This is a genomic window from Dysgonomonas sp. Marseille-P4361 (assembly GCF_900343125.1).
GTDB lineage: Bacteria > Bacteroidota > Bacteroidia > Bacteroidales > Dysgonomonadaceae > Dysgonomonas.
On the sequence record NZ_OPYL01000011.1, the window covers coordinates 1 to 22,829 of the forward strand.

Sequence of the window (22,829 nt, forward strand, 5' to 3'; positions counted from 1 at the left end):
TCGTCCCATTCGCTGATGATGAGCCAGGATACAAACTGATCGATGGTCATGGTCTCTTTCTGCCGGGTTTCAAGACTCGTTTTAAAAGCTAGGAACATGCCTCTGAGTCTTAAAGATGTCATTTTTTTAAGGGTTTCCTGATTCATTTCCATTGTTGTTTATTTAAAGGGTTATTGTTTTAATCATTAGTTATAATACTCTTTACCTCTGATGTTATCATGTTCAGGCATGGGTATCGTTACCTGATAACCATTGCGAACATACCCACTGCCCTCATCTACCTTCGTTACTACCACATTAGATCCCTTGTCTACTATATCTTTATCTTCAATTTCTACTCTATTTGCATCAAACAGGTTGGTAGTGTAGTATGTAAATCCATCCAGATTTGTCTGATGTACTTGTCGCTCAAACTGATTCGGGTTATCGTTCTTGTCAATCCACCATATATTATCCCACTTCCCTTTTATCTTTATCGCCATCTGGTCGCCATAGTTCCACGGCTGAACGTAGTTTTCATCGTCCTTGTAACTCATGTACAATTTATTGAGGCGGGGATCGCTAAGAGCTGTGCCCGAAAGCCCGTATCCTCTCGTCTGAAAGATGTGCTTCAGCATATTGATCACATTGATAGACGGCGGCATGTCCTGCATGCGGATATTCACCGACTCGTCCCAAAGATCGCGATCGGTAGATGCATCGCTGTTCCCAATCAGATTTTTGGGCAAAAGTCCATAAAGCACATAGGGAAAAATACATTTTGTTGTCTCTCCATTATTCGCCGCCTCATTCACCTCATTCACTGAAGTTGCAAAGTCTTTCAAAGGAAGCCAAAGCGGAGCGTTTTCGGTCATCTTCGTTTCGCCAAACACATCCTTCACAGTCAGCGGAGCGGGAACTCCCAGGTTGCCACGATAATAGTCGCGGGTGATTTCGCTCAGTCGGAACTTGCCGTCCAAGATCAGCACCCCGTCTACATAAAGGCGGGCATCGCCGTAAATCCTGAACTTGCCTTGAGTTTCCTCCACGTTGGCATAGTTAAAAATCTCGTTATTGCGTACAGTAGCAGGCAGGCTGATGTCGTACGACTTTCGTGCATCTTTTAGGTTCAGTTCCGAAGGCTTGATCAGTACACGCTTGAGGGTGATACCCAATTTTTCGGGACTGTCGATATCGCACAGTTGGTTGTTAATGTAGAGTTCTATGTTCATATTATTTATTTATCTATTAGCTTTTAGCCATTAGCTACTAGCTTTTAGTTGTTTATAGATGACTGTTAACTGTTCACTGTATAGATAAATCGGGGAGAAATTCTTTACAAGCCTCTTTTGATACCCTCTTTCTACCCAAAGGATAAAAAAATAAGTCCCCGAATTCGACTCGAATCCGGGGACTTATTCTCAACTATAAAAAGCAATCTTAATGCTGGTGATCGTGGTCATGGTCATGATCGTATGCATCATTTTCTATCACAATATGGCGAACAACAGTCTGCTCGTTTCCCGAAATATCGAAACACTTAATCACCATGTGATAATTACCAGGTGTTGCATTTTCGGAGATAACAATCTCTGTATGTTTCACTTTCACGCTATTTTCGGACAGATTCCATATCTTATCGATAGAGAACGGCTTAGATTCAGCTTCTGCTGCTTTGGCATGCTCATGATCGTCAGCATCACCGTGGGTATGTCCATCAAAGGCATTATGAATATTCACTTTGTAAGACTTCAACATGTCATTGTCCGACAATTCCATCTCTAGTTCCAATGCTGTTCCTGCTTCAATTGTTGCACCATCTGCAGGGCTTATCAAGTTAATTGTTGGAGGTGTTATATCTCCTTCGTCTTCGCCACACGATGTAAATGAGACAGTTAAAAAAAGACCCAGAACGGCTAAAATTATAAGATTTATTTTTGTATTCATTTTAATAAACTTTTAAAAGGTATTTTAATAGATAATTGAAAGTTTCGTCCCGGTTCGGGAATCTCCACCTTCCGATAATAACTTAAATGATTGTAATACTTTGTATCCATCAGGTTGCGAAGCGATAAATTTATCTCTAAGACCGTTTTACCGACAGGTACCTTTGCATTTGCCCCCAAGTGAATGAGGTTTGCGCCTTTGGTTTTACTCTCGTTATTGGCTACCCTGTTTTGCGAAGCGATGCTTTGCAGTTCGCCATACACTCGAAACTGTTCATTGCTCCAGGTGATGGTATTACGCATCGATGCGGGAGGAGAAAAGCTCAGCGCAATCTTGCGGTCGAGATTATAGGTATAGACATATTCGCCGGCAAAGGAATAGTTGAAGTGGCGAAGAAAGTCGATACCAAACGACAGTTCCGCACCCGAGAACAAGGCTTCTACTCCCGTAAATCGGTAGGTCTGACCGGCATGCGGCAAACTTGCCTGAGGCCACTCGCCCGTAGGGTTCAGGTAGATATAGTTGCTAAACCAGCTGGCAAAGGGAGAAACAGAAAAGTGTATCCCCTCCTTGTCGAAGCTATAAGAAGCGTCTATTTGCCAGCCTTTTTCCGACTTCAGTGTAGGGTCGCCTTGCTCGTATCTGAATGTGCCGTGATGAATGCCGTTTGCGGCAAGTTCGTTTACGCCCGGCAACCTGAAACTGTGCCCCAAGTTTGCCTTTATCAGATGTGCATTGCTGCTATTCCATACCAGCCCTACCGAGCCCGAAAAGTCGCCGAAGTTTCGCGACATAGACTTGCTTCGCCATTTGTATTCATCTACTACCTGAGGGTCTTCGCCGTTTTCGGTCAGATAAGCTTCGAGGTGTGAATCTAAAAATTCGTACACTCGCACTCGTCCGTAGTCGTAACGCAAACCACCGCTTGCTGTAAGGTTGTCGGCTATTTTCCAAGTAGCCAACCCGTACACTCCCGATGTAAAGCGGTTGTACTTTGGCAACAAGAAAGAGTAGCCGCCAATGCGATTTTCCTGATATTGTACATCTGCACCGAAACTATATTCCAGATTGTCGATACCGATAGTCCTTAGCTTGAGCGAAGAGGCATAAGTATCGAGCGTAAACATCAGCTCCTTGTTAGGATCTGTTTCGGGCGGCTTTTGTGTTCCATAATGGGTGTGAAACAAACTCCATTCTTCGCGGTCATTTTTCTGATAACTCAGATCTAACGAGGCCTGCAACTTATCCCAAGTGTATTGCTGACGAGAGATTGCCTTAAAGTGATTTACCTTGCTGTAAGGGAAGTCAATATTACGGCTATCGCCATCGTCCTTCACTCTGTCGATATCGGGTATGCCATGCGACCCCGGAAAGAAACCCGACTTCTGATAAGTATTACTCACCGCGTAGGTGGAAAGGTAACGCCTTAAGCGATACTCGGTGTACCAGTTTACACTGCGGTCGTAGCCTGCCGTATTCTTTAGCTTACCTCCATAGATAGGGATATTTATAGACAGGTACTCTATCTTGTCGGTAGGGATGCGGTAGTCGCCATACTGTTTTTCAGAATAACGTATTTTGGTATAAAGGTTCTTTTTCTTGATACCCAAAAGAACTGACGCACCAAGCATGTCGTTGACACTTTTGCCAAGGAGAGCTGCTTCGCCAAAAAACTGATCTTCGAAGGGTGCGGGTGTCTGACTGATTTCGACAACTCCGCCCATGGCATCGCTTCCGTACAACAAGGACGATGGTCCTTTGCGGATGGTTACTTGTTCTACGTTGAAGGCATCGATCTCCAATCCGTGATCGCTACCCCACTGCTGTCCTTCTTGCTTTACGCCATTTTCGGTAACAGACAAGCGGTTGAACCCCATCCCACGAATCATAGGCTTTGAAAAACCCGAACCGATATCCATTGATTTTACTCCCGGAATATATTCTAGTGCCTGCATTATATTGCCCGAAAAATGCCTGTCCAAAAAATCTTTCTCAGCCACGTCTACCGATTGAGACGAATTCAATTGGCTCTTCTTCTTGAAAGATTGTCCGTTTATAGTAATATCTCCCAGTTCGACTTGTTTTATCGAGTCGTTGGTTTGAGCATTAATCGACAATACGAAGACAAGCATAGACATAGCCAGAATAAATCGGTTATGCATATATAACTTGTTTTGATAAAAAAATGTACAATGATTTAGTCGAGAGATAGAAAACCTCTACTCTCGTTCGTCTTTTTCAGATAAGGGCTGTATGCGGTGGTGCGCGAGCTTGATGAAGACTGAGTGAAGGGGTATATTCTTTTTCTTCGTACCGAGTATAAACCTTGCTACATAATTCGACAGGTTTTATTATCAGCAGAGAAGATTTTGCTTCTGTAAAAAATGACAGCTGAAACTGGCAAATCTTACATGTATTGCAGTCATGCTTATGTGTTGCCTTGTCTTCGGCATGCGAACAAGAATGCTCTTCACATTCATTCTGATAAATGTGAACAGGCTTGGAAACAAATGGTGCTAAAAATACAAATACTAGCAGCCCTGTTACGATACGATGTTTCAACTCTTGTCTATGCACCCTGAAATATATTTGGCTTGCAAATGTAGTATTTATTTGATAGTGTTATTTTATTTTTTTGTATTATTTAGAATAATTTTAGATAAGAGGGTTTCTATCCCGGATATTTACACCATCACTTTTTCCCCTCAGGAATTAAACCTCGTCTGCAAACTTTAGTCTATATTTGTAGAAGGATGAAATTGATAACTGTTGACTATTGACTATTGATTGTTAACTGTTAACTGTTAACTGTTAACTGTTCACTGTTGACTGAAATGAAACAACTTTACTACATATTCTTATTGGCGCTATGCCTGAGCTTTGCCGCTTGCGAGAAGGACGAACCCGATATGCCCGAAATACCCGAAAAGCCACAGCCACCCACCGAGGTAGACAATGTAGTCTTCAACGTGGATAGCAAGCTGATTCGTGCGGGAAAGGACAAGTCGGGCGATGTGGTATTCAACTTCGACGATAAGTATATCCGTGCGGGAGCCGACCCCGATGGCGATATTGTGTTTAATATCGATAGTGTATTTGTCAGGGCGGGGAAGGACAAGAAGAGTGAAAGCATTTTGAAATTGAATTTCATCACGAATATGGCATACTAAATAATGCTTATATAAAAACAATGAAAGGAAACTCCATTTTGCAAATTGAATTTCATCACGAATATGGCATGCTAAATAATGCTTATATAAAAACAATGAAAGGAAGCTCCATTTTGCAAATTAAATTCCATCACGAATATGGCATGCTAAATAATGCTTATATAAAAATATTATAATTGTAATTACAACCCCACCCAATTATCTACACTCACCACTTCGCTTTGTACACGGTTGATATCGGTAACGGCTACGCGCGGCTCGATGCGGATAGAGCGAATGGCATCCACCAGGTATTCGTTGTCACTTTTTCCCATCAGGAATTAAACCTCGTGTGCAAACTTTAGTCTATATTTGTATAAGGATGAAATTGATAACTGTTGACTATTGATTGTTGACTGTTCACTGTTCACTGAAATGAAACAACTTTACTACATATTCTTATTGGCGCTATGCCTGAGCTTTTCCGCTTGCGAAAAGGACGAACCCGCTGTGCCCGAAATACCCGAAAAGCCCAAACCACCCACCGAAGTAGACAATGTGGTCTTCAACGTGGATGGCAAGCTGATTCGTGCGGGAAAGGACAAATCGGGCGATGTGGTCTTTAACCTCGACGGAGACTATATACGCGCAGGGAAGGATGCCGATGGCGATATCGTTTTCAATCGCGATGGCAAGCTATTGCGTGCCGGAAAGGACAAGTCGGGCGATGTGGTATTCAACTTCGACGATAAGTATATCCGTGCGGGAGCCGACCCCGATGGCGATATTGTGTTTAATATCGATAGTGTATTTGTAAGGGTGGGGAAGGATAAGATAAATAGGCTTTTATTTACAATTTATCATAATAGCAACATTAGCAGTTCTATAATTGTGGGTGATAATATTATAGGAACAACCTTATTTACAATTTATCATAATAGCAACATTAGTAGTTCTATAATTGTAGGAGATGATATTATAGGAACAACCTTATTTACAATTTATCATAATAGCAACATTAGTAGTTCTATAATTATAGGAGATGATATTATAGGAACAACCTTATTTACAATTAATAATAATAGCAACATTAGTAGTTCTATAATTGTAGGAGATGATATTATAGGAACAGCCTTATTTACAATTTATCATAATAGCAACATTAGTAGCTCTATAATTGTAGGAGATAACTACTATTAAAAAACTAAGCTAGTTCTTCCCCTAATTTCACAACCCCACCCAATTATCTACACTCACCACTTCGCTTTGCACACGGTTGATATCGGTAACGGCTACGCGCGGCTCGATGCGGATAGAGCGAATGGCATCCACCAAGTATTCGTTGTCTACTGTGCTGGGACTATCCACTACGGGTAGTTGTCCCCCTGCCTCGAAAGCACGGCTAAACGGCGGCTCGAAACCTTGCGAAGTGCGGGCAAAGAACGAAGATATATCGGCAGGCGAGAGCTCGCGACGCTGCGAATTGATATAGCGAATCAGTCCAATATTCTTGTCGGTCGATTGGCGGTTTACCACATATTCGCCACCTTCTACTTCTATGTTCGACCCCTCTATGCGCATTCCTCCCTGCGAATGGCGACGCCCACGGAGCAAGCCTCCGTCTTCGAACTTTGCCAGCTGCTTTGTCATTATTCCTATCTGAATGGCTCCCATAGCTCCAACCACCCCCGCCAGTACCGGACCAATAAACGGACCTAAAGCCAATGCCTTAGTTATACCTTGGGCTACATTGGCTGTTGCTTCGCCAATGCTTTTCATAAGAGTGACTTTACGGTTTAGTTTCTCTATTTTTTCTTGCTTAGCTTGCTCTTTTGCTTTTTTTGCCTGAAGGTCTCTCTCTTTTCTGTCTATCTCATTCTTCGTTTCTAATGATGACTGATATGCAGCTTTTTCAGCTTTAAGTTTTTCTTCTAATACCTTAGCTAATTCTTCATTTCCTGACTTTGCTGCATTATCTCTTTCTGCATCTATAGTTGCAATTTCTTTCGCCTGATTATCTATTTCTTGTACTATTTCCTGATTTTTATTCTTCAGGTGAGTCATTTCCTCATCTATAGCAGCAATTTCGGCTTTATAAATATTGCTGACTGCTGTTAGCCCTGTGCTAAGATAATTGCCTACATCGCTTGTGAACTTCTTTATCGAATTGGCCACCTCCTCTGTCTTTTTGAAATATTGCTGCCACTGCACATACCTCAATCCTTGCTCTTTCTTTTCGGCTGCAGTAAGCGTCTGCTGAACGGTAATCATATCCATGCCGTACTGCTTGGTATAATCTGCCTTTTTCTTTTCTATCTCCTTTCGTTTTTCGGCATTGTCGCCCGCTGCTTTTATTTCTTCGTCATACACTTTCGTTTGTGTCTGAAACTTTTCGTGCATTACCTTTTGCAAGTTCTGCAACTCGCTTATTTCTACTTGCACATTGGTGCGGGTGGCTTTTATGTCGAGGTATTTCTTGGTGGCATCTGCAGCTTTGTCGGTAGCAGCGGCTACTTTTTCGGTGGCAGCAGTGGTCTCTTTGGCGGCGGCAGTCTCCTTAGCGGCAGCGTCTTCCTTCGTGGCGGCTGTTTCTTTGGTTGTAGCAGCTGCTTTTTGTGCAGCAACTTCGGTTTTCGCCAGTTCGGCGATAATGGCTTCTTGAGTTTCTTTGTCTATTCCTTCAAAAAAACCTTGTACATTCTTAAGGCTTTTCTTCGCTTTCTTTTCTGCTTTCTTGAGCGATGTATCCTCAAACACATCTATCTCGGCAGTACGCTGCGCCATAAAGTCTTTCACGATGGAGTTTTTGGCTTTTTGCTGGTCAGCTTCGTTCTTTTTCAGCTCTTCGGCTTTTCGTTTTTCAAGCTCTACCAGTTGGGCATTAAGGCTCACGCTTATAGCCATTTCGTCCTCTTTGGTCTTTAGCTTGTGAGCCATCTTTTCACCTTCGGTAGCAAAGTTGAGACTGGCTGCATTTCGCAGGTTTTGTTCCTCGAGGGCATATCGGGCAACAATCATTTCCTCTTGGCGGGCATACGATTTTTCGGTCGCTTGCTCCATATTTTCCAGCGTTTGTTTTACTACCGTCGTGCGTTCTTCGCTTAGTTTTTCAAAGCCTTCGGTGTAGGCTTTTTCCTTATTAATTCTCGTTTGTTCCCACAGAGCCATTTCTTCAGCATATTCACGACTGGCTTTGTCTAAGCTCTTTATACGCAAAAGCTGAGCTTCCATATATTTTTCATCTCCCTCTTTAAGCCCTATATACTTTTTTTGCTTTTCCTTTAAGGCTTCAAGCTCCTTCTGGTCGGCTTCGTTTATTTTCTTAGCACCCTCCAGCTGCTTGGTGATGGTCTTGCCTATTATTTCGTATAGTTCTTTTGTATATGCCGTACCCACAGGGGTCAGCTTAGATATCTTGTCTACCACAAAAGCCATTTTGTCGTAAACGGGTATAATCTTCTCTATGCCTTTGTGCGGATGAGAAGAAGCTATAATCCCCTGAAGCACTTCCTGAGCTGTTATCACCTCTACGGTCTGTACTTTCAGGTCTTTGTACGAATCTTTTAAGGTATCTATGTTTTTTATATTCTGCTCTACACCATTAATCTTGAATTCAAACTCTTTCATATTTGCCATAGTCTAGTTTTTCTTTATAGATAAACCAGCAGAAAAATCATAAAAAGAGTTTTAATTTTTAGTTGTTAACACTGCCTGAACCCTGATATAAATCACCGTTATAACTATCAAACTTCATATCGAATAAGACCTCTCCTGAAAGAGTTTGTAATTTCCCTCGATATAAATCACCGTTATAACTGTCAAACTCCATATCGAATAAGACTTCTCCTGAAAGAGTTTGTAATTTCCCTCGATATAAATCACCGTTATAACTATCAAACTTCATATCGAATAAGACCTCTCCTGAAAGAGTTTGTAATTTCCCTCGATATAAATCACCGTTATAACTATCAAACTCCATATCGAATAAGACTTTTCCTGAAAGAGTTTGTAATTTCCCTCGATATAAATCACCGTTATAACTATCAAACTCCATATCGAATAAGACTTTTCCTGAAAGAGTTTGTAATTTCCCTCGATATAAATCACCGTTATAACTATCAAACTTCATATCAAACAGCTTTATCTCCGTACTGTCCTTCCCTACTCGGATAGAATCGCCATCGAAGTTGAAAAGGATGTCGCCCGTTGGTTTGTCGCCCCCACGGATAAAACGGTCGTCGATATTAAACAACACCTCGCCGGTGGCTTTCTCGCCATGACGGATAAGGTTGCCATCGCGGTTGAAGATGACTTCGCCCGTAGGCGTATCGCCCATGCGAATGAGGTCGCCATCGATATTAAACACCACTTCGCCCGTAGGACTCGCTCCTGCACGGATCAGCTTGCCATCCATGTTGAAAGCAATATTGTGCTTGGGCTTGTATGGCGGTGTAGGCACAACGGGGGTTTCGGGTTCTTGGGGTTCGTCCTTCTCGCAGCCAACGCAGGATAACAGCAAAAGGGACAGTGTAAAGAGTGTGAAAAGTGCTTTCTTCATAATCAATCGTAATTTGACCTTATAAAGATAAGACTAATTTCGGGGGGAAAGGTTTATTCAGGCATATTTGCCATAGTCTAGTTTTTCTTTATAGATAAACTGGCAGAAAAATCATAAAAAGAGGTAAGTCATAACACTAGACACACCTTTTTTATGATTCATAATCTGTACCTGAGAGTGATTTCAAATATTCCCCCCTTATTTCTTTCTCTATTTGTATTTACCATCCAAAGAAATTGGAATATAATATAACGTATTTGAATTCGAAAATCTATGCCTATTCTCATAACCATCACTAAATTTAAACAAATCATAACCTGTATATTGAGTCAGGTTCACATCCACAGGTTTGCTTACGCTCACTATATTCACGTCTATTACCTCCCTCTGGGGTGCCGATATTTCGCGGACATTGCCTGCCGAAGAGGCATAAGCCGACGATACTACATCATTACTTTTGAAGAAGTTAGCTACCAGTGCAACGGCGATTACTGTAAGTACGATTTTTGTATAAAGATCTGTTTTCATAAAAGTATGTTTTTATAAGTTTGTTATTTTCTTCTATATGCAAATATAGACTATTTTCGTGAGCGAAGGTTAAACAAGATATCAACAAAAAACCGCCCCATCTTCTTCAGACTGGGGCGGTTTCGTTATTTAGTAACTATTCACGGTTTCAAAGGGAAACGGATAGAAAGCATTACAGATTAGGGAATTTCCAAGGACTGCGATATTTCGGTTTCAGAAGTTTGTTAGCTTCGCCCTTGTCAAATTTCTTTTTCGCATCGTCGTAAACAAGCGTTTCGCCCCCTATGCGTGCCGAAATATTGCCTATCTGCGCATACTTGGCACACAAGCTGCCGTTTTCGATGGTGCAAGCCGTATTGCGGTTGCGGGTTTTCACACATTCGAGGAAGTTGGTTACATGATCGCGGTGATCCTGATAGTCGGCCACCATTTTTGTAGGTGCTAGCTTAGTTCCTTCGGGGATTACCTCCCAGTCGTCGCGATTGGCTACCAACATTCCGTTCGTCCCTCTGAAAAGCACGCCGTAGCATTTGCCGTAAGGTCCGGTTTCTACCCCGGCATTGTTTTCCCAAGTCATAATGTGTTTTGGGAAACGGTAGGTAACCGACATCGTGTCGAAGGTTTCGTGCGCCCCGTTAGGGTAAAGGAAATTTCCCCCCGTAGCCTGCACGCTGAGCGGCATGCCTTGCACGTCCATTCCCCACAAACCCATATCCAAGAGGTGTACACCCCAGTCGGTAAGCAATCCGCCGCCATAGTCCCAAAACATTCGCCACGAGCCGTGGAAGCGCTGCGAGTTGAAGGTTTTCTTTGGTGTTGGTCCCAGCCACGTTTCGAAGTCGACGCCTGCCGGCACATCCGAGTCGGGCACGGGTGGTTGCATGGCTGCATAGTTGAAGTTTGCCCATACATGCACGCGCCCTATATCGCCCAGCTGACCCGATCGCAGGTATTTGACCATCTCTTGCCAATGCTTGCTGCTGCGTTGCTGCTGCCCTACCTGCACGACGGTATTGTAGCGCTGAGCGGCTGCCACCATAGCGTCGCATTCGGCTATGCTGTTGGCTATCGGTTTTTCTACATAAACGTCTTTTCCGGCTGCGCAGGCATCTACAAATTGCAGGCAGTGCCAGTGGTCGGGCGTACCGATGATAACAATATCAATATTTTTGTCGTCGAGCAGTTTGCGGTAATCGCCGTACAAAGCGGGTTTCATTCCGTGATTTTTCTCCAGTTCGGCAGCACGCGATTGCAGTATGTTATTGTCAATGTCGCACAAGGCTACACAGTTGACTTCGGGGTGAGGCATAAAGTCCATCAGGTTGCTCCAACCCATTCCTTTGCAGCCGATGAGGGCTACGTTTACTTTGTCGTTTGCTCCCAATACGGACGGATTGGCGCGAATGATGTGAGGGGCAACAAGTCCCGTAGCTACCAGATAGGATGTTTTTTTGAGGAAAGATCGTCTCGATAAAGGCATGGCATTTCAGATTTTGAGGTTAAACAATCCTTAAATTTAGGAATATATTTTTTTAAGGCATAGCGATTCAGTGCCTTTATGTCTTAAAAGGATAAATTATTCTATCTTTTCTATTAAATTATCTTTTAACCACGAAGAATATGTCTTGCTCATAGATTTAAGGGTTTTCCAATTCTGAATATTCCCCTCTTTAGAGAATGTTATATTTATAATAGTCAGTTTTGTCTTTTTGGAGTTCAATTCTTCCAGTTCATATTTCATACTGGCTATGGTATCAAGTACAATCGAATCTTGATAATATTGGATAATATTATCCGTCTGATAAAAGCTTATACTTCCATGCTTTGTCGTATCCCTCTCATGGAAATCACAATTATATCCTAGTCTTTTGATTGAACTTATAACAGAATCTTTGGGCAATTTTATTTTATAAGAATCTCCAATAAAAATTGTTCCTTGCGGCATTTCCCTTAACGGAACAGAAGTAGCGCAAAAAGCAAAAAATGAAATACCGAGTAAGGCATATTTTGAATATGATCTTATTTTATCGAAATTTAAAATCGAATATCGTTCTTGATGATTGATCAGATAATGGCTCAATGGCAGGATGCACAAAGCTATATAGTCGGAATAATCGATAGTTCTGTAAACGGTAACAAAAGAGTATTGGTTAATGAAATCGATAACAGGTGTAAATAATGGCAGTTTCCAGAGGATAAAGCCAAGCCCCGTAAGAAGAGAAATTGATTTATTTAGTCTGGGGACGATTGTTGCCACAAACATGGGAAAGATTAACAAACCTGCAAAATCGGAGAGTTTTCCTGTTATAAAATTCCCATATTCATATTTCAGGTAAAAATCATTCAGCAGCAATACAATAAGCCCAACAATAAAATAAGGATTCAGAATCAATTCTCGTATTTTCATACCTTTTTCATTATGTAATTATTCCTGTTAAATATAGACAATTATTAGTAACTTACAACAAAAAACCGCCTCATCTTCATCAGATTGAGGCGGTTTAGTTTTCTGTGTTAGCAGCAACCTTTCTTGGTGTGGGGGAAGTAGAAGCCACTGTCGAAATCTTTGGTGGCAGTGCCTTCGTTTATCACCTCGTTGCAGCAACCGTTGGCTGGTCGCCACAGCGGGTACGAAGCCTTGCATCGGCAAAGGAAGTCGGCAAGCTGCGCGGTGAGTATCTCCGCATCGTCTTTTATCCAGCGGCGGAGTTGCGCCACATCGTTGATATCCACACCCTTGCTGTTCTCGCTCTCGCGGATGGTGATGCCCTTGTTGACGATGGTTGCCCAATGGAAAGGCAGTGCCTGATAGACGGCATAGAACGAAAGGGCGGGCGCTAGTTTGAGTACGAGGTCGCTGTTTTCGGGCGAGAGGGTGTTGGTGGCTATCTGCTCTTTGAGTTCGCTCATCAGAGGTTCGCCCAAGATGGGTTCGATGTGCAGTTCTTGAGCGATGCCGATATAGGGTACAAACTCGGTGATGTCGGTATTGGCGGTCACAGGAGAAAACTGCTTGAAAAGCGCTTCGGAGATTAATGGTAGTTGTATCATCTGTCTTATTGATTTTAATTGATATAATTTATGTTATTATCGAACTTATTGTATTTTTATATGTTCACTTAAACCAGAAACATTAAAAACTTTACATGTATGAATAAGATTAAATTTCTTCAACTAACGGCTTTAAGCATCTTGCTCGCGGTTGCTTTCTCGTCTTGCAAAACATCGATGGACAAACATGTCAGAGATCTGCAATTGGGGATGACCAAGATGGAGATCGTTAACAAGTTTGGCAAGAAATATGAGATCGTTAAACTCGAAAAAACCGAGAAAGGAGACGAAGAGGTCATTCGTTATCCGGTATATAGCAAAGGTGGCGGCAAGAACAAAGTTGTTGAAAAATATTACGTATTCAGCTTGCTCAACAACGAGTTGGTTAAATACTCGAACGAAGATGCCAGATCTTCTATATTCGACTCTCTTGACTATTACGACGAGGACGAGTATTAAAAATCACTCTTCGTACCTGAAAGTTTTTTTCTTATTCAATGAATAAATATTTCGTTTCGTAGTTAAACTTATACTACCTTCGTTAGTCTTATTGAATAAGAAACACTATAAAACTTACAGTTATGAACAGCATTAAATTCTTTCGCAAGGCGGCTCTCGTTGCTCTATTTTCTTTTATCATAGTATCTTGCGCCTCGTTGCAAAGCGGAGTCAATCAGGTGAAAGTAGGAATGAGCAGAGATCAGGTAACCAAGCTCATGGGCTACAACTCGCAGGTGGTGTCGATGGTGCAAACCAGCGAAGGACCTCTGGAAGTATTGCGTTACAAAGACGAGATTGCCGAGAATGGTACTTTCGTCACCAAAGGTTATTATCTTCTGCACTTCCTCAACGACAAGCTAGTAGAACTTAACTACGAAGATGCACGAATGAGACCCGATCGACCTTGGCGTCGGGACAACCGCCCTTAACTATTCATATCCCCTTATCCATACAAACCCCTAAGCCTCTTGCTTGGGGGTTATTTTTTCGGCTATACTGAGGTCGGTGATTTCCAGTTTTTTGTAACCATTGTTGACCGAAAAGATGCTCAGCGTATCCAATACCTTGCGGCGCAGCTGATGAATCACCGTTTGGCTATACAGTTCGTACGAATTGATGATTTCACTTGCATTGCCCGACAAGTTGCCCGAACCCGACAATCCTGCCAGTGTAGGCGATGTCAGTCGATGTGCCGAGATAATCTTCTGGAAGATGATTTCATCTACATTGTTGTACAAGTCGGCATTGTTGCTAGCAGTGTATGAGGTTACTACGGGTTTCACTTCCTGACTTTCGCCCCAAAGCACCACGATGCTGTTTGCGCCATTTGTTCCTGCATAACTATTTTCTATATCGCGCTGAAATTGTGCTTTCTGTCCATCGCTAGGGTTGCTAGGCATGGTGATGATGGTGGAAGGCACAAAGCCGTTGTTGATCGAATTGCGGTAAAATCTGCCCAGCAATCCGTCGGCTTCGATATAGTTCAGTGCCGAATAGTATTGCGGTACGGGGTAGTAGTCGAGACTAGGCTCATAGTCTTTGTAATAGAAGAGATAAGGCACGCCCTTCTGCATTTCTTCGCTGCCATAGGCTTTCACCTCAACGGGCGCATATTTTCCGTATGTTTTCCGCCAGTCGTTGGCCAGGAAGAAAGTCTGGTAGATGCCGTATTCGTTGACCTGCCCTACGCGTATCTTGCTAAAGTCGGTATGGTAAAGGCTAACGGTCTTACCATTTTCGTTGAGGATGACCTGAAAGCAATAGCCGCCAAAGGTGACATAATCTTTAGCCACTTTCTCTATCAGCGCGTTCCAGTCGTCGTTGGGGTTGGGTTGCCCGTAATATTGGCTATCGTCCAAGCCCGCCCCGCAGATGTAGGTTACTTTGTTTTCTATCACCGCCTTGTTGATCGCCGACTCGTTGTTGAGTTCTATAACACGTTGCGGAAGGAGGTTGTCGCGGTCGTAGTTGATCCATCCTTTGAGGTTGCGGGTAAAGGTGGGATAGCTTTTTACGGCTTCGGAGAGTTTGATAATGCTGTACTTCTTTTCCTCTTTGTTGTTCATATGATTCTGCATTTAAGTAATTATCTGTTTGTGTATAGATAATTTTGTGGAAAAGAGATGAAAAAGAGCGAGAAGCCCGAATAGGTTTCTCGCTCTTACTGCGTGTGTGAAGCGTTCTTCAATCTGTATATATTATATAGTTGAATAACCGTAATGCAAAATGCTAACGTGTCATTTTTTATCTTCTGCTATGCTACCTCACTTACAAATGAGATAAAGAGATAGAACATGTAAAATAGAGAGTCTTTTTTGCATCGTTTTGCACTCTGTTTGTATAGAGTACAAAGTTAATTGAAAGTTCCTATAATTAGATACTTATGCGAATAAAAAAGCGAGATCCCCGATTGGGGTTCCCGCTTTTCTTGGATTAGCTCAATTGAGTTTCTAGAACTCTATTTCTCCGATCTCTACTTCGCCCTGCGCCTCTTCGAGACGAAGCATTATTGTCTTTTTAGTTTCCTGAGGTGTGCCGTAACGCGTAAAAACATCGAGGTAAATAGTTGTAGGCCCTATCAGCGTTTGTTCGTTTGTACCAAAATAGTCGGCCGCAATAACGTATTTTCCTTTTGGTGCTTTCTTGATAAGGAAAGCCTCCGGACCATAACCATCTCGATAGTCGCGGGTAATCATGCCCAGTGCTTTCGTTTTTGGATTGCTGTAATAACATTTTTCGTCGTTCGGATCCGTTACCCAAAGATCCATATCGGTATTGTCCGTATCCCAGTTGAGAACGATGCGAACATCGACAGGCATATTGAAGATCAGACGCTCGTCGATCTTACTGATATCCAAACTCTTCTTTCCTTTGGCTATAATATTGTTTATTTCTTCTACGGCAAATACTTCTATTTCCCAAAATCGATCATCCCAACGGCGGACAATCACTTCGTAGAGTTCATCTATCGCCTTCTGATACTCTTTGTTTTCGGCATAAGCCAGACCCAAATCGCGGAACGACTGTGGCTCTTCGGGACGTAATTCTTTCACCTTTTCAAACATTGGGATGGCATACTCAAAATAGCCTAACTGCTGCAAACGATGCGCCAACACTCTGAGAAGGCGATAATCGTCGAGCTTCATTTCGGCCAGATTGCTGAGGATAAGAAGTGCATCTTCTTTCAGTCCACGTGTTTCGAACAGGGAAGCTACATCTAGATAGAAGGATGGTGCTGTCTGATAATCTTTCTTGAAAACGAGGTAAGCAGCGTAGAGTTCATCATTACTCTTCTCTTTCAGTTCTGTCATGTACGGAGCATCCGACTCCCAAGCCTTGATAGAAATAGTGCCTCTGCTTTCCTCACCTGCTTCTTCCTCTTTGGCTTTAGATCGTTCCACAGCTACACCCGGAGCCATATCGTACAAGGCTTCTGACACCATATCCGAAGATTCTATCCTTATGGCTGATGCTGAGAGTTCGTCTCGCCTTACTTCTCCATAACCGGTGACTACTACTTCGTCCAGATGTTGACTATCTTCCTCGATACGAATCTCCACTGTCTTATTGTCGGTAACAGTCATTTCTTTGGTCTTAAAGCCTACATATCTAAATTCCAATACTTCGTTCCAATTGGCTTTTATAGAGAATTGCCCGTCCACATCAGATATTACACCCAGATTGGTTCCTTTAATGGCTACGGTAACACCAATGGCAGGTTCACCCGTACTATCTTCTTTTATTACGCCGTCGACTGTATAATCTCCTCTGCCTCCAGTACGAATAGTATATTCTACCTTTGGAGGTTCATATCCTTTATCTACAACTTTAGGCGGTTTATAAGCTTTTAAGACGATGGATACTTTCTCGTCACCTTTTACGGTCATGCTTTTCGACTGGTAACCATTAAGTATAAACGCGAGTTTATCGTCCTTAAATGCTTTGATATAGAAATGTCCGTCATTAGAAGCCTGAACTTTTTTTGCAAGACGACCTTCTAGTTGAACAGTAGCCGAAAGAGGGTTTCCTTTCTCGTCCTTTATAGTACCCTCTATGACGTATTCTTTCTTGGGTTCCTCATCCCACCATTTTTTGCGGTAGTCCCACAGTTGTATAGCATTATTGATGCGTTCTTCCACGTCTATAGCACGCGACTTATCCATATCTTTGCGTATGCGGTAATACTCTTCTCTCAGTTCTTCGGGCGGAGTGATGTCATGTTCGATATAATCGCCGACGGTTTCGAGTACGATGAGCGATGTGTTGCGGGTAACAATATTGTACTTCTTACCCAATCGTTCTATATCTCTTTTGTTTTCGTCGTACAGCATATCCAGTTCGGCAATGCGCTTGGCTGCCCAAAGGCGTTCGACCATGTTATCATAATCGGCAGCTGCACTGCTGTTGATCGATACACGCTCGGTATGACTGACACGTTTTCCGTTGCCAAATTTAAGTGTAATGGTAGCCGATCCGCTCTTCAACTTTCCGGCAATGGATATACCCTGTCTGGCATTGATGATCGTTCCTGAGGTGGTTATATCTTCAACTTCGTTTTTGTTGTAATCGATATCGATCAGGCGAAGCGACTCGCTGCTCAACTGTTCCATAGCCTCATCTAGTGTTTGCTGCATCAGGTTTACAAACGTTCCTCCGCTGGTAGATGCCAGGTATTTGAGCATACTGTAATCGGCTTTCAGCATCGAGTTGATTGTCGTTATAGGTGTTTGTCCTATAAGCGGAACGACCTTACCAAAGTTGCTCAACCCATCGGAGAAGAACAAGATTTCATCTGCTTTGACCGACGAAAGGTTCAACGTTCCCAACTGTGTGCCTCCGTCGTAGATGGTTTCTTTGAGAGCTGTTTTCAATTGGCTCCAGTCACCGTTCTTAATCGTAAATCGTTGCGATTTAAGCTCTTTGTAATTGAATTTATAGAGATTGACCGAAAGGTTTTTAAGTTTCCCAAAATAACGATCCAACAATTGGCTCTCCAAGTCGAAATTACGCTCGCTCATCGACGAGGATGCATCCCAAAACAAAGCAATCGATTTGGACTTCGATTTTTCTTTTTGCACCACTTCTGGGAATAGTTGTGTGTAGAAAACCGTTTGCTTGCCTATCTTGCCACGTTCTACATAGAGTTGTATATCGTTTTTTACAGGTACCGAAAATACAATCTGTCCCTTTCCTTTATAGTTCTTCATCGAGTAAGAAGCCATATAAGCTTCGCCCGACTGCGAAAAAGAAAAGTTGCCCCAAGGCGTTTCATCTACCTTCGGTTGCTGATCTTTGCCATGCACCACAAGGTTGACACTAAAGTCTCCGATCTTGTCGCGATACTCTACCGGCAGAAAGAACTGGTATTTGCCATTATCGGCTTTCAGTTCTTGTTCGTAGGCAATAACAACACGGCGCGATCCTCTTGCGGTGAGTGGATAGACGCGTGTACGGAAGTTGTTACCTGAGGTTTTCTCCAGCAATCCGGGATCGACTCCCCGACGGACGATAGACTCAAAAGCTTTTTGTCCCTTTGCTTTATCTACCGTAACACCTTCGCGCAGCTTTCCATTGATGTCGAGAGCAAAACGTGAAATGCTCTGCCCGTCGGCAAGGGGGAACTCCAATTCGCCCTCCATCACGCGGGTGTTGGGGTTGTAAAAAGTCATATCTACTGTCGTAACAGCCAATGCTCCTACAACTTTTACATCTACCTTGATCTGCGATATTTCGATCGGTTTTTCCCCTATTTTCAGGTCTTTGATGTCTATTCGGGGAGTTAGCACTTGCGCCCAGCTCGCCATTGTTGCAAGCAATAACACAAATAGGAAGAGCTTCTTTTTCATAAGCTTATGCTTTAAGGTGTGAGTTTTGTTAAAATCAAAGTTAACAGAAAGTTTGGGAAACGAGCCATTTATTTGAAACAAAAACGAGAAACCTTGTAGGGCTTCTCGTTTGTTAGGGGTGTATGATAATTCTATAAAAGGGACGAATTATTGTTCCAGCATCTCTTCGGGAATATTGATTCGCCCCGAACCGTCAACAAGCCATTTGCCATCTTCTTCAACTACCTTTAAGATTAATTCAAATTCATAAAAATTTATCCATTTCAGATGAACGTAACCTTCCTTCTCATCGTAAGAAGATAGCTCAAAGCCTTCGTCGGGATAATCTTGCGCATCGAATATGGGGTCGAAACCTAGTCCCAGTTCGGGATCTTCTTTCCAGGCTTGGTCAACCATTCTCTTATATTCTGCTTTGAACGATTCGGTTACCATACCACAAGATGCCACCCACTCGTCGGCAGATAATCCACTGCCTATATAGCCCTTGATAAAGTTCAAAGCGACTTGTACTCCGTTGGGCTGCTCTTCAATCTTAGTTATAGAACCCAAATCAACATCAACGGCCGCCTCATTCTTCTGCTTAGACTGACCACAGGCAAAGAAGAAGATCAGAAGAGCGAGATAAGTGACGGCTTGTTTCATGATGCTATTATCTGTTTGTCCTTACTGCTATTTTACTTCTTCTGCTTTAGGAGCAAAAGTTGTAGGATAGTGTACCGGATAAATGATTTCTCCGCCACGCAGACGAATATAGGTTGAGAATTCGTGTTTACCTTCTTCCAGTTCGATCACGCGGCAACCGTTAAGTCCTAAATCGTTGTAAACGGTATTTCCTCCGGTGAAGCGTCCGTAAGCAAGGTAGATTCCCTGATATTCGCCAATATAGTCGTTGTTGTGATCGTGTCCTACGAATGTTCCCATCACATCGCCAGCCATACGCATAGCAGCAAACATACCTGTGTTAAGTACACCGTTGCATTCTTTCTCATCTTTGTTGCCTATCAGCTGATCGTACTTTTCAGCTTTCATGATAGCATATTCTGCCAAAGGGATGTGGAAGAAAGCCAATGCCGGAAGCGGTTTGTCGCCATTTTCTTTGGTGTAAGCTGCGCTTTGGGCACGATACCAGTCTACCTGATTGAAGTTGAACCAGTCGTATCCTCTAATCTCTTTGATAGGGCTGTATGCTCCCGAATCGAAGTGATACAGCAATGCGCCTACTTGATCATTTGTGCTGTTTTTTACTTCGATGATATAGTTGCCTACTCCCTCCAGTGCTTTGTCGCCCGCCTGAGCAAGACAATAAGGTTTTTGCATGGCATGATCCATTAGTTGCTGACGTGTTACGTTATATTCGTCGTCATGATTGCCAAAGACATAAGTCCAAGGGATTTTTCGTTTGATAACCTGAGCAAATACATCATCCAAGCCTTCTTTGGCAGGATGAGAAAAGACGATATCGCCCGTAAATACTACCAAGTCGGGTTTTTCTTTGTCCAGTGCTTCGTTGATCAGCTTGATTGCTGTTTCCGAAGCCAGTGTATCTTTTTGGTAATGAACATCGGTAAATTGTACAATTTTAAATTTTCCTTCTTTGTTGAATTTTAACACATGGTTTTGTGCGCTCACCGAAAAGATCGCCATCAGGGTGATCAAGGTTAATACGGTTCTTTTCATGTTTTTTTAAAGTTATAATTTTGGTTTGTGCGCTAAAGGTACAAAATAAAAGATTTCGCCGCTACTACATTCGTTTTTTATGCTATCTATAACAGCTTTGTAAAAAAAATAGACTGAAACTAGGATAATTATTGCTAAATCCATACATTTGGAGGTCTGTTAATAAAGCAGCATTGCCCAATATGAATGATGTTAACAATTAAACTAAACATGCCTTATGAAAAATATGCATAAAACGATTACAATCCTTTTGTCGGCACTCTTATTTATCGGTCTGACCTCAACTTCGTGCCAACAAGATGCAAAAGAATCAACTGATAACCAAAGCAAAAAGTCGGAATACATCGTAGCGGCTTACATCTGGCCTTCGTGTCACGACGATCAGCCAAAGGGACATGATATTCTCTGGCCCGACGGCGAGGGTGAGTGGGAAGTGATAAAGAAAGGGACTCCCCGATTTGAAGGACATTACCAACCCAAAGTGCCTCTATGGGGTTACGAAATGGACAACGACCCGAAGGTGATGGAAAAATGGATTGATGCGGCTACCGACCACGGGGTGAATACTTTCATCTTCGACTGGTACTGGTACGACGAAGGTCCTTTCCTCGAAAGCAGCCTCAACGACGGTTTTCTCAAAGCATCGAACAACGAAAAGATGAATTTCTACATCATGTGGGCAAACCACGATGTAAAGCGCAATTACTGGAATGTACACCGCTATGCTGACGATACGTCTATCCTTTGGGATGCCACTGTAGACTGGGAAAACTTCAAGATTATTGTCGACCGCGTTATCAATCAGTATTTCAAACGTCCGAATTACCTGAAATTTAACGGCGCACCTGTATTTTCCACTTTCGACCTCAACAAGTTTATCCATAGCTTTGGCAGCATAGAAGAGGCTAAGAAAGCAATCGACTACTTCCGCGAAGAGGTGAAGAAAGCAGGCTTCCCCGATCTGCACTTCCAATCCATTGTAGGTGGAGGTTACCCCAACGAAGACTTTGTAAACCGAATAGAGCAACTGGGAATCAACAGTATGACGAATTACAACTGGGGCGGGCCTTTTGCAGAAGACTATATCCGATGGGCTGAAGAGTCGATGGACAGACTGCAGAAATGGGATGAAGCCTTGTCGATACCGTTCTTCCCGAATGCAACGATAGGCTGGGACGACACGCCACGTTTTCCCGAAAAAACAAAGCTAGATCTTATTCACTACAACAACTCGCCAACCAGCTTTGCGGCTTATCTGCAAAGGGCGAAAGAGTATGCCGACGCTCACCCCGATCAGCCGAAACTGATTACCGTATTTTCGTGGAACGAGTGGGTAGAGGGTGGCTATCTGCTACCTGATGCGAAGTATGGATTTGGCTATCTGGAAGCGGTGAAAGACATCATAGTGGATGGCAAATACGAACGGTATAAGAGGAAGTAAAAAGGCTTCAAGCACATTCATGTAAAAATAAAAAAAGAACTCCTCATCTGCGTGGGGAGTTCTTTTATTTTTATAGGGGGAACGATAGTCTATTTTTGCCGAGGGTGCGTTTTGTCGTAATGATATACCAAAGACAGACGCAGCTTGTCGTAGCACCAGTTGAAAACGATGGTGTACGGGAAGAAGAACAGCAACATTCCTGCTTCGAGGAAGAAGGCATCTATGACCGTCATACTGAATATCAGGGCTATGGTTGGCGCAGTGAGGAGGATAAGACCTACTTCGAAACAAGTGCCGTGCAATACACGCACAAGGAGGTTTTTCTTAAACTTGTAGCGGTTTTGCAACTTGTCGAAAATGACGTTAAACAAATAATTCCAAAGCATCGCTATTACCGACACCACCACTGCCAGCGCTCCCGATTCGTGCATCGGTTTGCCCGACACAAAGGAGATAATGGGTGCGCTGAGAATAATCCCGACCACCTCGTAAGACAAGGCATGAAACGATCTTTCGATGGGACTTCTTGCTCTGATATGTTCTATTAGTTTCATTTTATAAAATCTGCTTTAGTGTCAAAGGTACAAAATTTGAGCCAAAGAGTGTTTACTGACAACTGATTTTCATAGCATTTACCGCCCCCTACTCTCATT

At 42.8% G+C, this 22,829-nt stretch carries 21 protein-coding genes; 6 read left to right on the top strand and 15 right to left on the bottom strand.

Annotation, left to right across the window (positions count from 1 at the left end; genetic code table 11):
* Positions 1 to 185: 185 nt before the first annotated feature.
* The 4 genes from DHU68_RS13850 to DHU68_RS14235 all read right to left on the bottom strand — a co-directional run bounded on the left by DHU68_RS13850 (position 186) and on the right by DHU68_RS14235 (position 4,503).
* Positions 186 to 1,154 carry a hypothetical protein gene (locus DHU68_RS13850; RefSeq protein ID WP_160111158.1) on the bottom strand — a complete coding sequence of 323 codons (969 nt, stop codon included), beginning with the start codon at positions 1,152 to 1,154 and terminating at the stop codon, positions 186 to 188.
* 265 nt (positions 1,155 to 1,419) lie between these two features.
* Complete coding sequence (locus DHU68_RS13855) at positions 1,420 to 1,926, bottom strand: DUF4625 domain-containing protein (RefSeq protein WP_108823601.1); 507 nt, start codon at positions 1,924 to 1,926, stop codon at positions 1,420 to 1,422.
* The gene (locus tag DHU68_RS13860; protein WP_255412516.1) at positions 1,923 to 4,088 is read right to left on the bottom strand and encodes a TonB-dependent receptor; all 2,166 of its coding nucleotides are present in this window, start codon (positions 4,086 to 4,088) and stop codon (positions 1,923 to 1,925) included. The genes DHU68_RS13855 and DHU68_RS13860 overlap by 4 nt, the downstream gene beginning before the upstream one ends.
* A 76-nt stretch (positions 4,089 to 4,164) precedes the next feature.
* The gene (locus tag DHU68_RS14235; RefSeq protein ID WP_160111159.1) at positions 4,165 to 4,503 is read right to left on the bottom strand and encodes a hypothetical protein; all 339 of its coding nucleotides are present in this window, start codon (positions 4,501 to 4,503) and stop codon (positions 4,165 to 4,167) included.
* Between the two features lie 257 nt (positions 4,504 to 4,760).
* Between DHU68_RS14235 and DHU68_RS13870 the strand changes: the two genes are divergently transcribed.
* The 3 genes from DHU68_RS13870 (at position 4,761) to DHU68_RS13875 (ending at position 6,275) form a co-directional block, all read left to right on the top strand.
* Positions 4,761 to 5,096, top strand: a complete 336-nt coding sequence (locus DHU68_RS13870; RefSeq protein ID WP_160111160.1) for a hypothetical protein — start codon at positions 4,761 to 4,763, stop codon at positions 5,094 to 5,096.
* A gap of 20 nt (positions 5,097 to 5,116) precedes the next feature.
* The gene (locus tag DHU68_RS14240) at positions 5,117 to 5,272 is read left to right on the top strand and encodes a hypothetical protein (RefSeq protein WP_160111161.1); all 156 of its coding nucleotides are present in this window, start codon (positions 5,117 to 5,119) and stop codon (positions 5,270 to 5,272) included.
* 238 nt (positions 5,273 to 5,510) lie between these two features.
* Complete coding sequence (locus DHU68_RS13875) at positions 5,511 to 6,275, top strand: hypothetical protein (RefSeq protein ID WP_160111162.1); 765 nt, start codon at positions 5,511 to 5,513, stop codon at positions 6,273 to 6,275.
* 27 nt (positions 6,276 to 6,302) lie between these two features.
* Here the strand turns inward: DHU68_RS13875 and DHU68_RS13880 are convergent, their stop codons facing one another.
* The 6 genes from DHU68_RS13880 to DHU68_RS13905 form a co-directional block, all read right to left on the bottom strand.
* On the bottom strand, positions 6,303 to 8,711 hold the full coding sequence (locus DHU68_RS13880) for a hypothetical protein (protein ID WP_108823606.1): 2,409 nt from the start codon (positions 8,709 to 8,711) through the stop codon (positions 6,303 to 6,305).
* Between the two features lie 58 nt (positions 8,712 to 8,769).
* Positions 8,770 to 9,594, bottom strand: coding sequence for a hypothetical protein (locus DHU68_RS13885; protein ID WP_160111163.1), 825 nt, complete (start codon positions 9,592 to 9,594; stop codon positions 8,770 to 8,772).
* A gap of 249 nt (positions 9,595 to 9,843) precedes the next feature.
* Positions 9,844 to 10,161, bottom strand: a complete 318-nt coding sequence (locus DHU68_RS13890) for a hypothetical protein (protein WP_108823608.1) — start codon at positions 10,159 to 10,161, stop codon at positions 9,844 to 9,846.
* A 172-nt stretch (positions 10,162 to 10,333) separates the two neighbouring features.
* The gene (locus DHU68_RS13895) at positions 10,334 to 11,641 is read right to left on the bottom strand and encodes a Gfo/Idh/MocA family protein (protein WP_108823609.1); all 1,308 of its coding nucleotides are present in this window, start codon (positions 11,639 to 11,641) and stop codon (positions 10,334 to 10,336) included.
* Positions 11,642 to 11,737: 96 nt separating this feature from the next.
* Positions 11,738 to 12,568, bottom strand: a complete 831-nt coding sequence (locus tag DHU68_RS13900; RefSeq protein WP_108823610.1) for a hypothetical protein — start codon at positions 12,566 to 12,568, stop codon at positions 11,738 to 11,740.
* Positions 12,569 to 12,675: 107 nt separating this feature from the next.
* A complete protein-coding gene (locus DHU68_RS13905; protein ID WP_255412517.1) occupies positions 12,676 to 13,212 on the bottom strand; it encodes a DUF6712 family protein in 537 nt (178 codons plus the stop codon).
* A gap of 99 nt (positions 13,213 to 13,311) precedes the next feature.
* On the opposite strand from DHU68_RS13905, the gene DHU68_RS13910 reads away from it, so the two are divergent.
* Positions 13,312 to 13,671 carry a hypothetical protein gene (locus tag DHU68_RS13910; RefSeq protein ID WP_108823612.1) on the top strand — a complete coding sequence of 120 codons (360 nt, stop codon included), beginning with the start codon at positions 13,312 to 13,314 and terminating at the stop codon, positions 13,669 to 13,671.
* A 284-nt stretch (positions 13,672 to 13,955) separates the two neighbouring features.
* On the top strand, positions 13,956 to 14,141 hold the full coding sequence (locus tag DHU68_RS14245) for a hypothetical protein (protein WP_160111164.1): 186 nt from the start codon (positions 13,956 to 13,958) through the stop codon (positions 14,139 to 14,141).
* A gap of 30 nt (positions 14,142 to 14,171) precedes the next feature.
* Here DHU68_RS14245 and DHU68_RS13920 read toward each other — a convergent pair whose 3' ends face one another.
* From DHU68_RS13920 to DHU68_RS13935, 4 genes are all read right to left on the bottom strand, one after another.
* A complete protein-coding gene (locus DHU68_RS13920) occupies positions 14,172 to 15,278 on the bottom strand; it encodes a phage portal protein (RefSeq protein ID WP_108823638.1) in 1,107 nt (368 codons plus the stop codon).
* A 384-nt stretch (positions 15,279 to 15,662) separates the two neighbouring features.
* Positions 15,663 to 19,058 (bottom strand): carboxypeptidase-like regulatory domain-containing protein, encoded by a 3,396-nt coding sequence (locus tag DHU68_RS13925; protein ID WP_108823614.1) that lies wholly within the window; start codon positions 19,056 to 19,058, stop codon positions 15,663 to 15,665.
* Between the two features lie 147 nt (positions 19,059 to 19,205).
* A complete protein-coding gene (locus DHU68_RS13930; protein ID WP_108823615.1) occupies positions 19,206 to 19,700 on the bottom strand; it encodes a hypothetical protein in 495 nt (164 codons plus the stop codon).
* Between the two features lie 27 nt (positions 19,701 to 19,727).
* Positions 19,728 to 20,735 carry a metallophosphoesterase family protein gene (locus tag DHU68_RS13935; protein ID WP_108823616.1) on the bottom strand — a complete coding sequence of 336 codons (1,008 nt, stop codon included), beginning with the start codon at positions 20,733 to 20,735 and terminating at the stop codon, positions 19,728 to 19,730.
* Positions 20,736 to 20,952: 217 nt separating this feature from the next.
* Between DHU68_RS13935 and DHU68_RS13940 the strand changes: the two genes are divergently transcribed.
* Positions 20,953 to 22,176, top strand: coding sequence for a glycoside hydrolase family 99-like domain-containing protein (locus tag DHU68_RS13940; RefSeq protein WP_369831349.1), 1,224 nt, complete (start codon positions 20,953 to 20,955; stop codon positions 22,174 to 22,176).
* An 89-nt stretch (positions 22,177 to 22,265) separates the two neighbouring features.
* Here the strand turns inward: DHU68_RS13940 and DHU68_RS13945 are convergent, their stop codons facing one another.
* Positions 22,266 to 22,730, bottom strand: a complete 465-nt coding sequence (locus DHU68_RS13945) for a PACE efflux transporter (protein ID WP_108823617.1) — start codon at positions 22,728 to 22,730, stop codon at positions 22,266 to 22,268.
* Between the last annotated feature and the right edge of the window lie 99 nt (positions 22,731 to 22,829).

What these genes read in the sequence shown, in the direction of transcription:
- DHU68_RS13855 (WP_108823601.1), bottom strand. Translation starts at nt 1,926, where the DNA reads ATGAATACAAAAATAAATCTTATAATTTTAGCCGTTCTGGGTCTTTTT.
- DHU68_RS13860 (WP_255412516.1), bottom strand. Translation starts at nt 4,088, where the DNA reads ATGCATAACCGATTTATTCTGGCTATGTCTATGCTTGTCTTCGTATTG.
- DHU68_RS13870 (WP_160111160.1), top strand. Translation starts at nt 4,761, where the DNA reads ATGAAACAACTTTACTACATATTCTTATTGGCGCTATGCCTGAGCTTT.
- DHU68_RS14240 (WP_160111161.1), top strand. Translation starts at nt 5,117, where the DNA reads ATGAAAGGAAACTCCATTTTGCAAATTGAATTTCATCACGAATATGGC.
- DHU68_RS13875 (WP_160111162.1), top strand. Translation starts at nt 5,511, where the DNA reads ATGAAACAACTTTACTACATATTCTTATTGGCGCTATGCCTGAGCTTT.
- DHU68_RS13880 (WP_108823606.1), bottom strand. Translation starts at nt 8,711, where the DNA reads ATGGCAAATATGAAAGAGTTTGAATTCAAGATTAATGGTGTAGAGCAG.
- DHU68_RS13890 (WP_108823608.1), bottom strand. Translation starts at nt 10,161, where the DNA reads ATGAAAACAGATCTTTATACAAAAATCGTACTTACAGTAATCGCCGTT.
- DHU68_RS13895 (WP_108823609.1), bottom strand. Translation starts at nt 11,641, where the DNA reads ATGCCTTTATCGAGACGATCTTTCCTCAAAAAAACATCCTATCTGGTA.
- DHU68_RS13900 (WP_108823610.1), bottom strand. Translation starts at nt 12,568, where the DNA reads ATGAAAATACGAGAATTGATTCTGAATCCTTATTTTATTGTTGGGCTT.
- DHU68_RS13905 (WP_255412517.1), bottom strand. Translation starts at nt 13,212, where the DNA reads ATGATACAACTACCATTAATCTCCGAAGCGCTTTTCAAGCAGTTTTCT.
- DHU68_RS13910 (WP_108823612.1), top strand. Translation starts at nt 13,312, where the DNA reads ATGAATAAGATTAAATTTCTTCAACTAACGGCTTTAAGCATCTTGCTC.
- DHU68_RS14245 (WP_160111164.1), top strand. Translation starts at nt 13,956, where the DNA reads ATGGTGCAAACCAGCGAAGGACCTCTGGAAGTATTGCGTTACAAAGAC.
- DHU68_RS13920 (WP_108823638.1), bottom strand. Translation starts at nt 15,278, where the DNA reads ATGAACAACAAAGAGGAAAAGAAGTACAGCATTATCAAACTCTCCGAA.
- DHU68_RS13925 (WP_108823614.1), bottom strand. Translation starts at nt 19,058, where the DNA reads ATGAAAAAGAAGCTCTTCCTATTTGTGTTATTGCTTGCAACAATGGCG.
- DHU68_RS13930 (WP_108823615.1), bottom strand. Translation starts at nt 19,700, where the DNA reads ATGAAACAAGCCGTCACTTATCTCGCTCTTCTGATCTTCTTCTTTGCC.
- DHU68_RS13935 (WP_108823616.1), bottom strand. Translation starts at nt 20,735, where the DNA reads ATGAAAAGAACCGTATTAACCTTGATCACCCTGATGGCGATCTTTTCG.
- DHU68_RS13940 (WP_369831349.1), top strand. Translation starts at nt 20,953, where the DNA reads ATGAAAAATATGCATAAAACGATTACAATCCTTTTGTCGGCACTCTTA.
- DHU68_RS13945 (WP_108823617.1), bottom strand. Translation starts at nt 22,730, where the DNA reads ATGAAACTAATAGAACATATCAGAGCAAGAAGTCCCATCGAAAGATCG.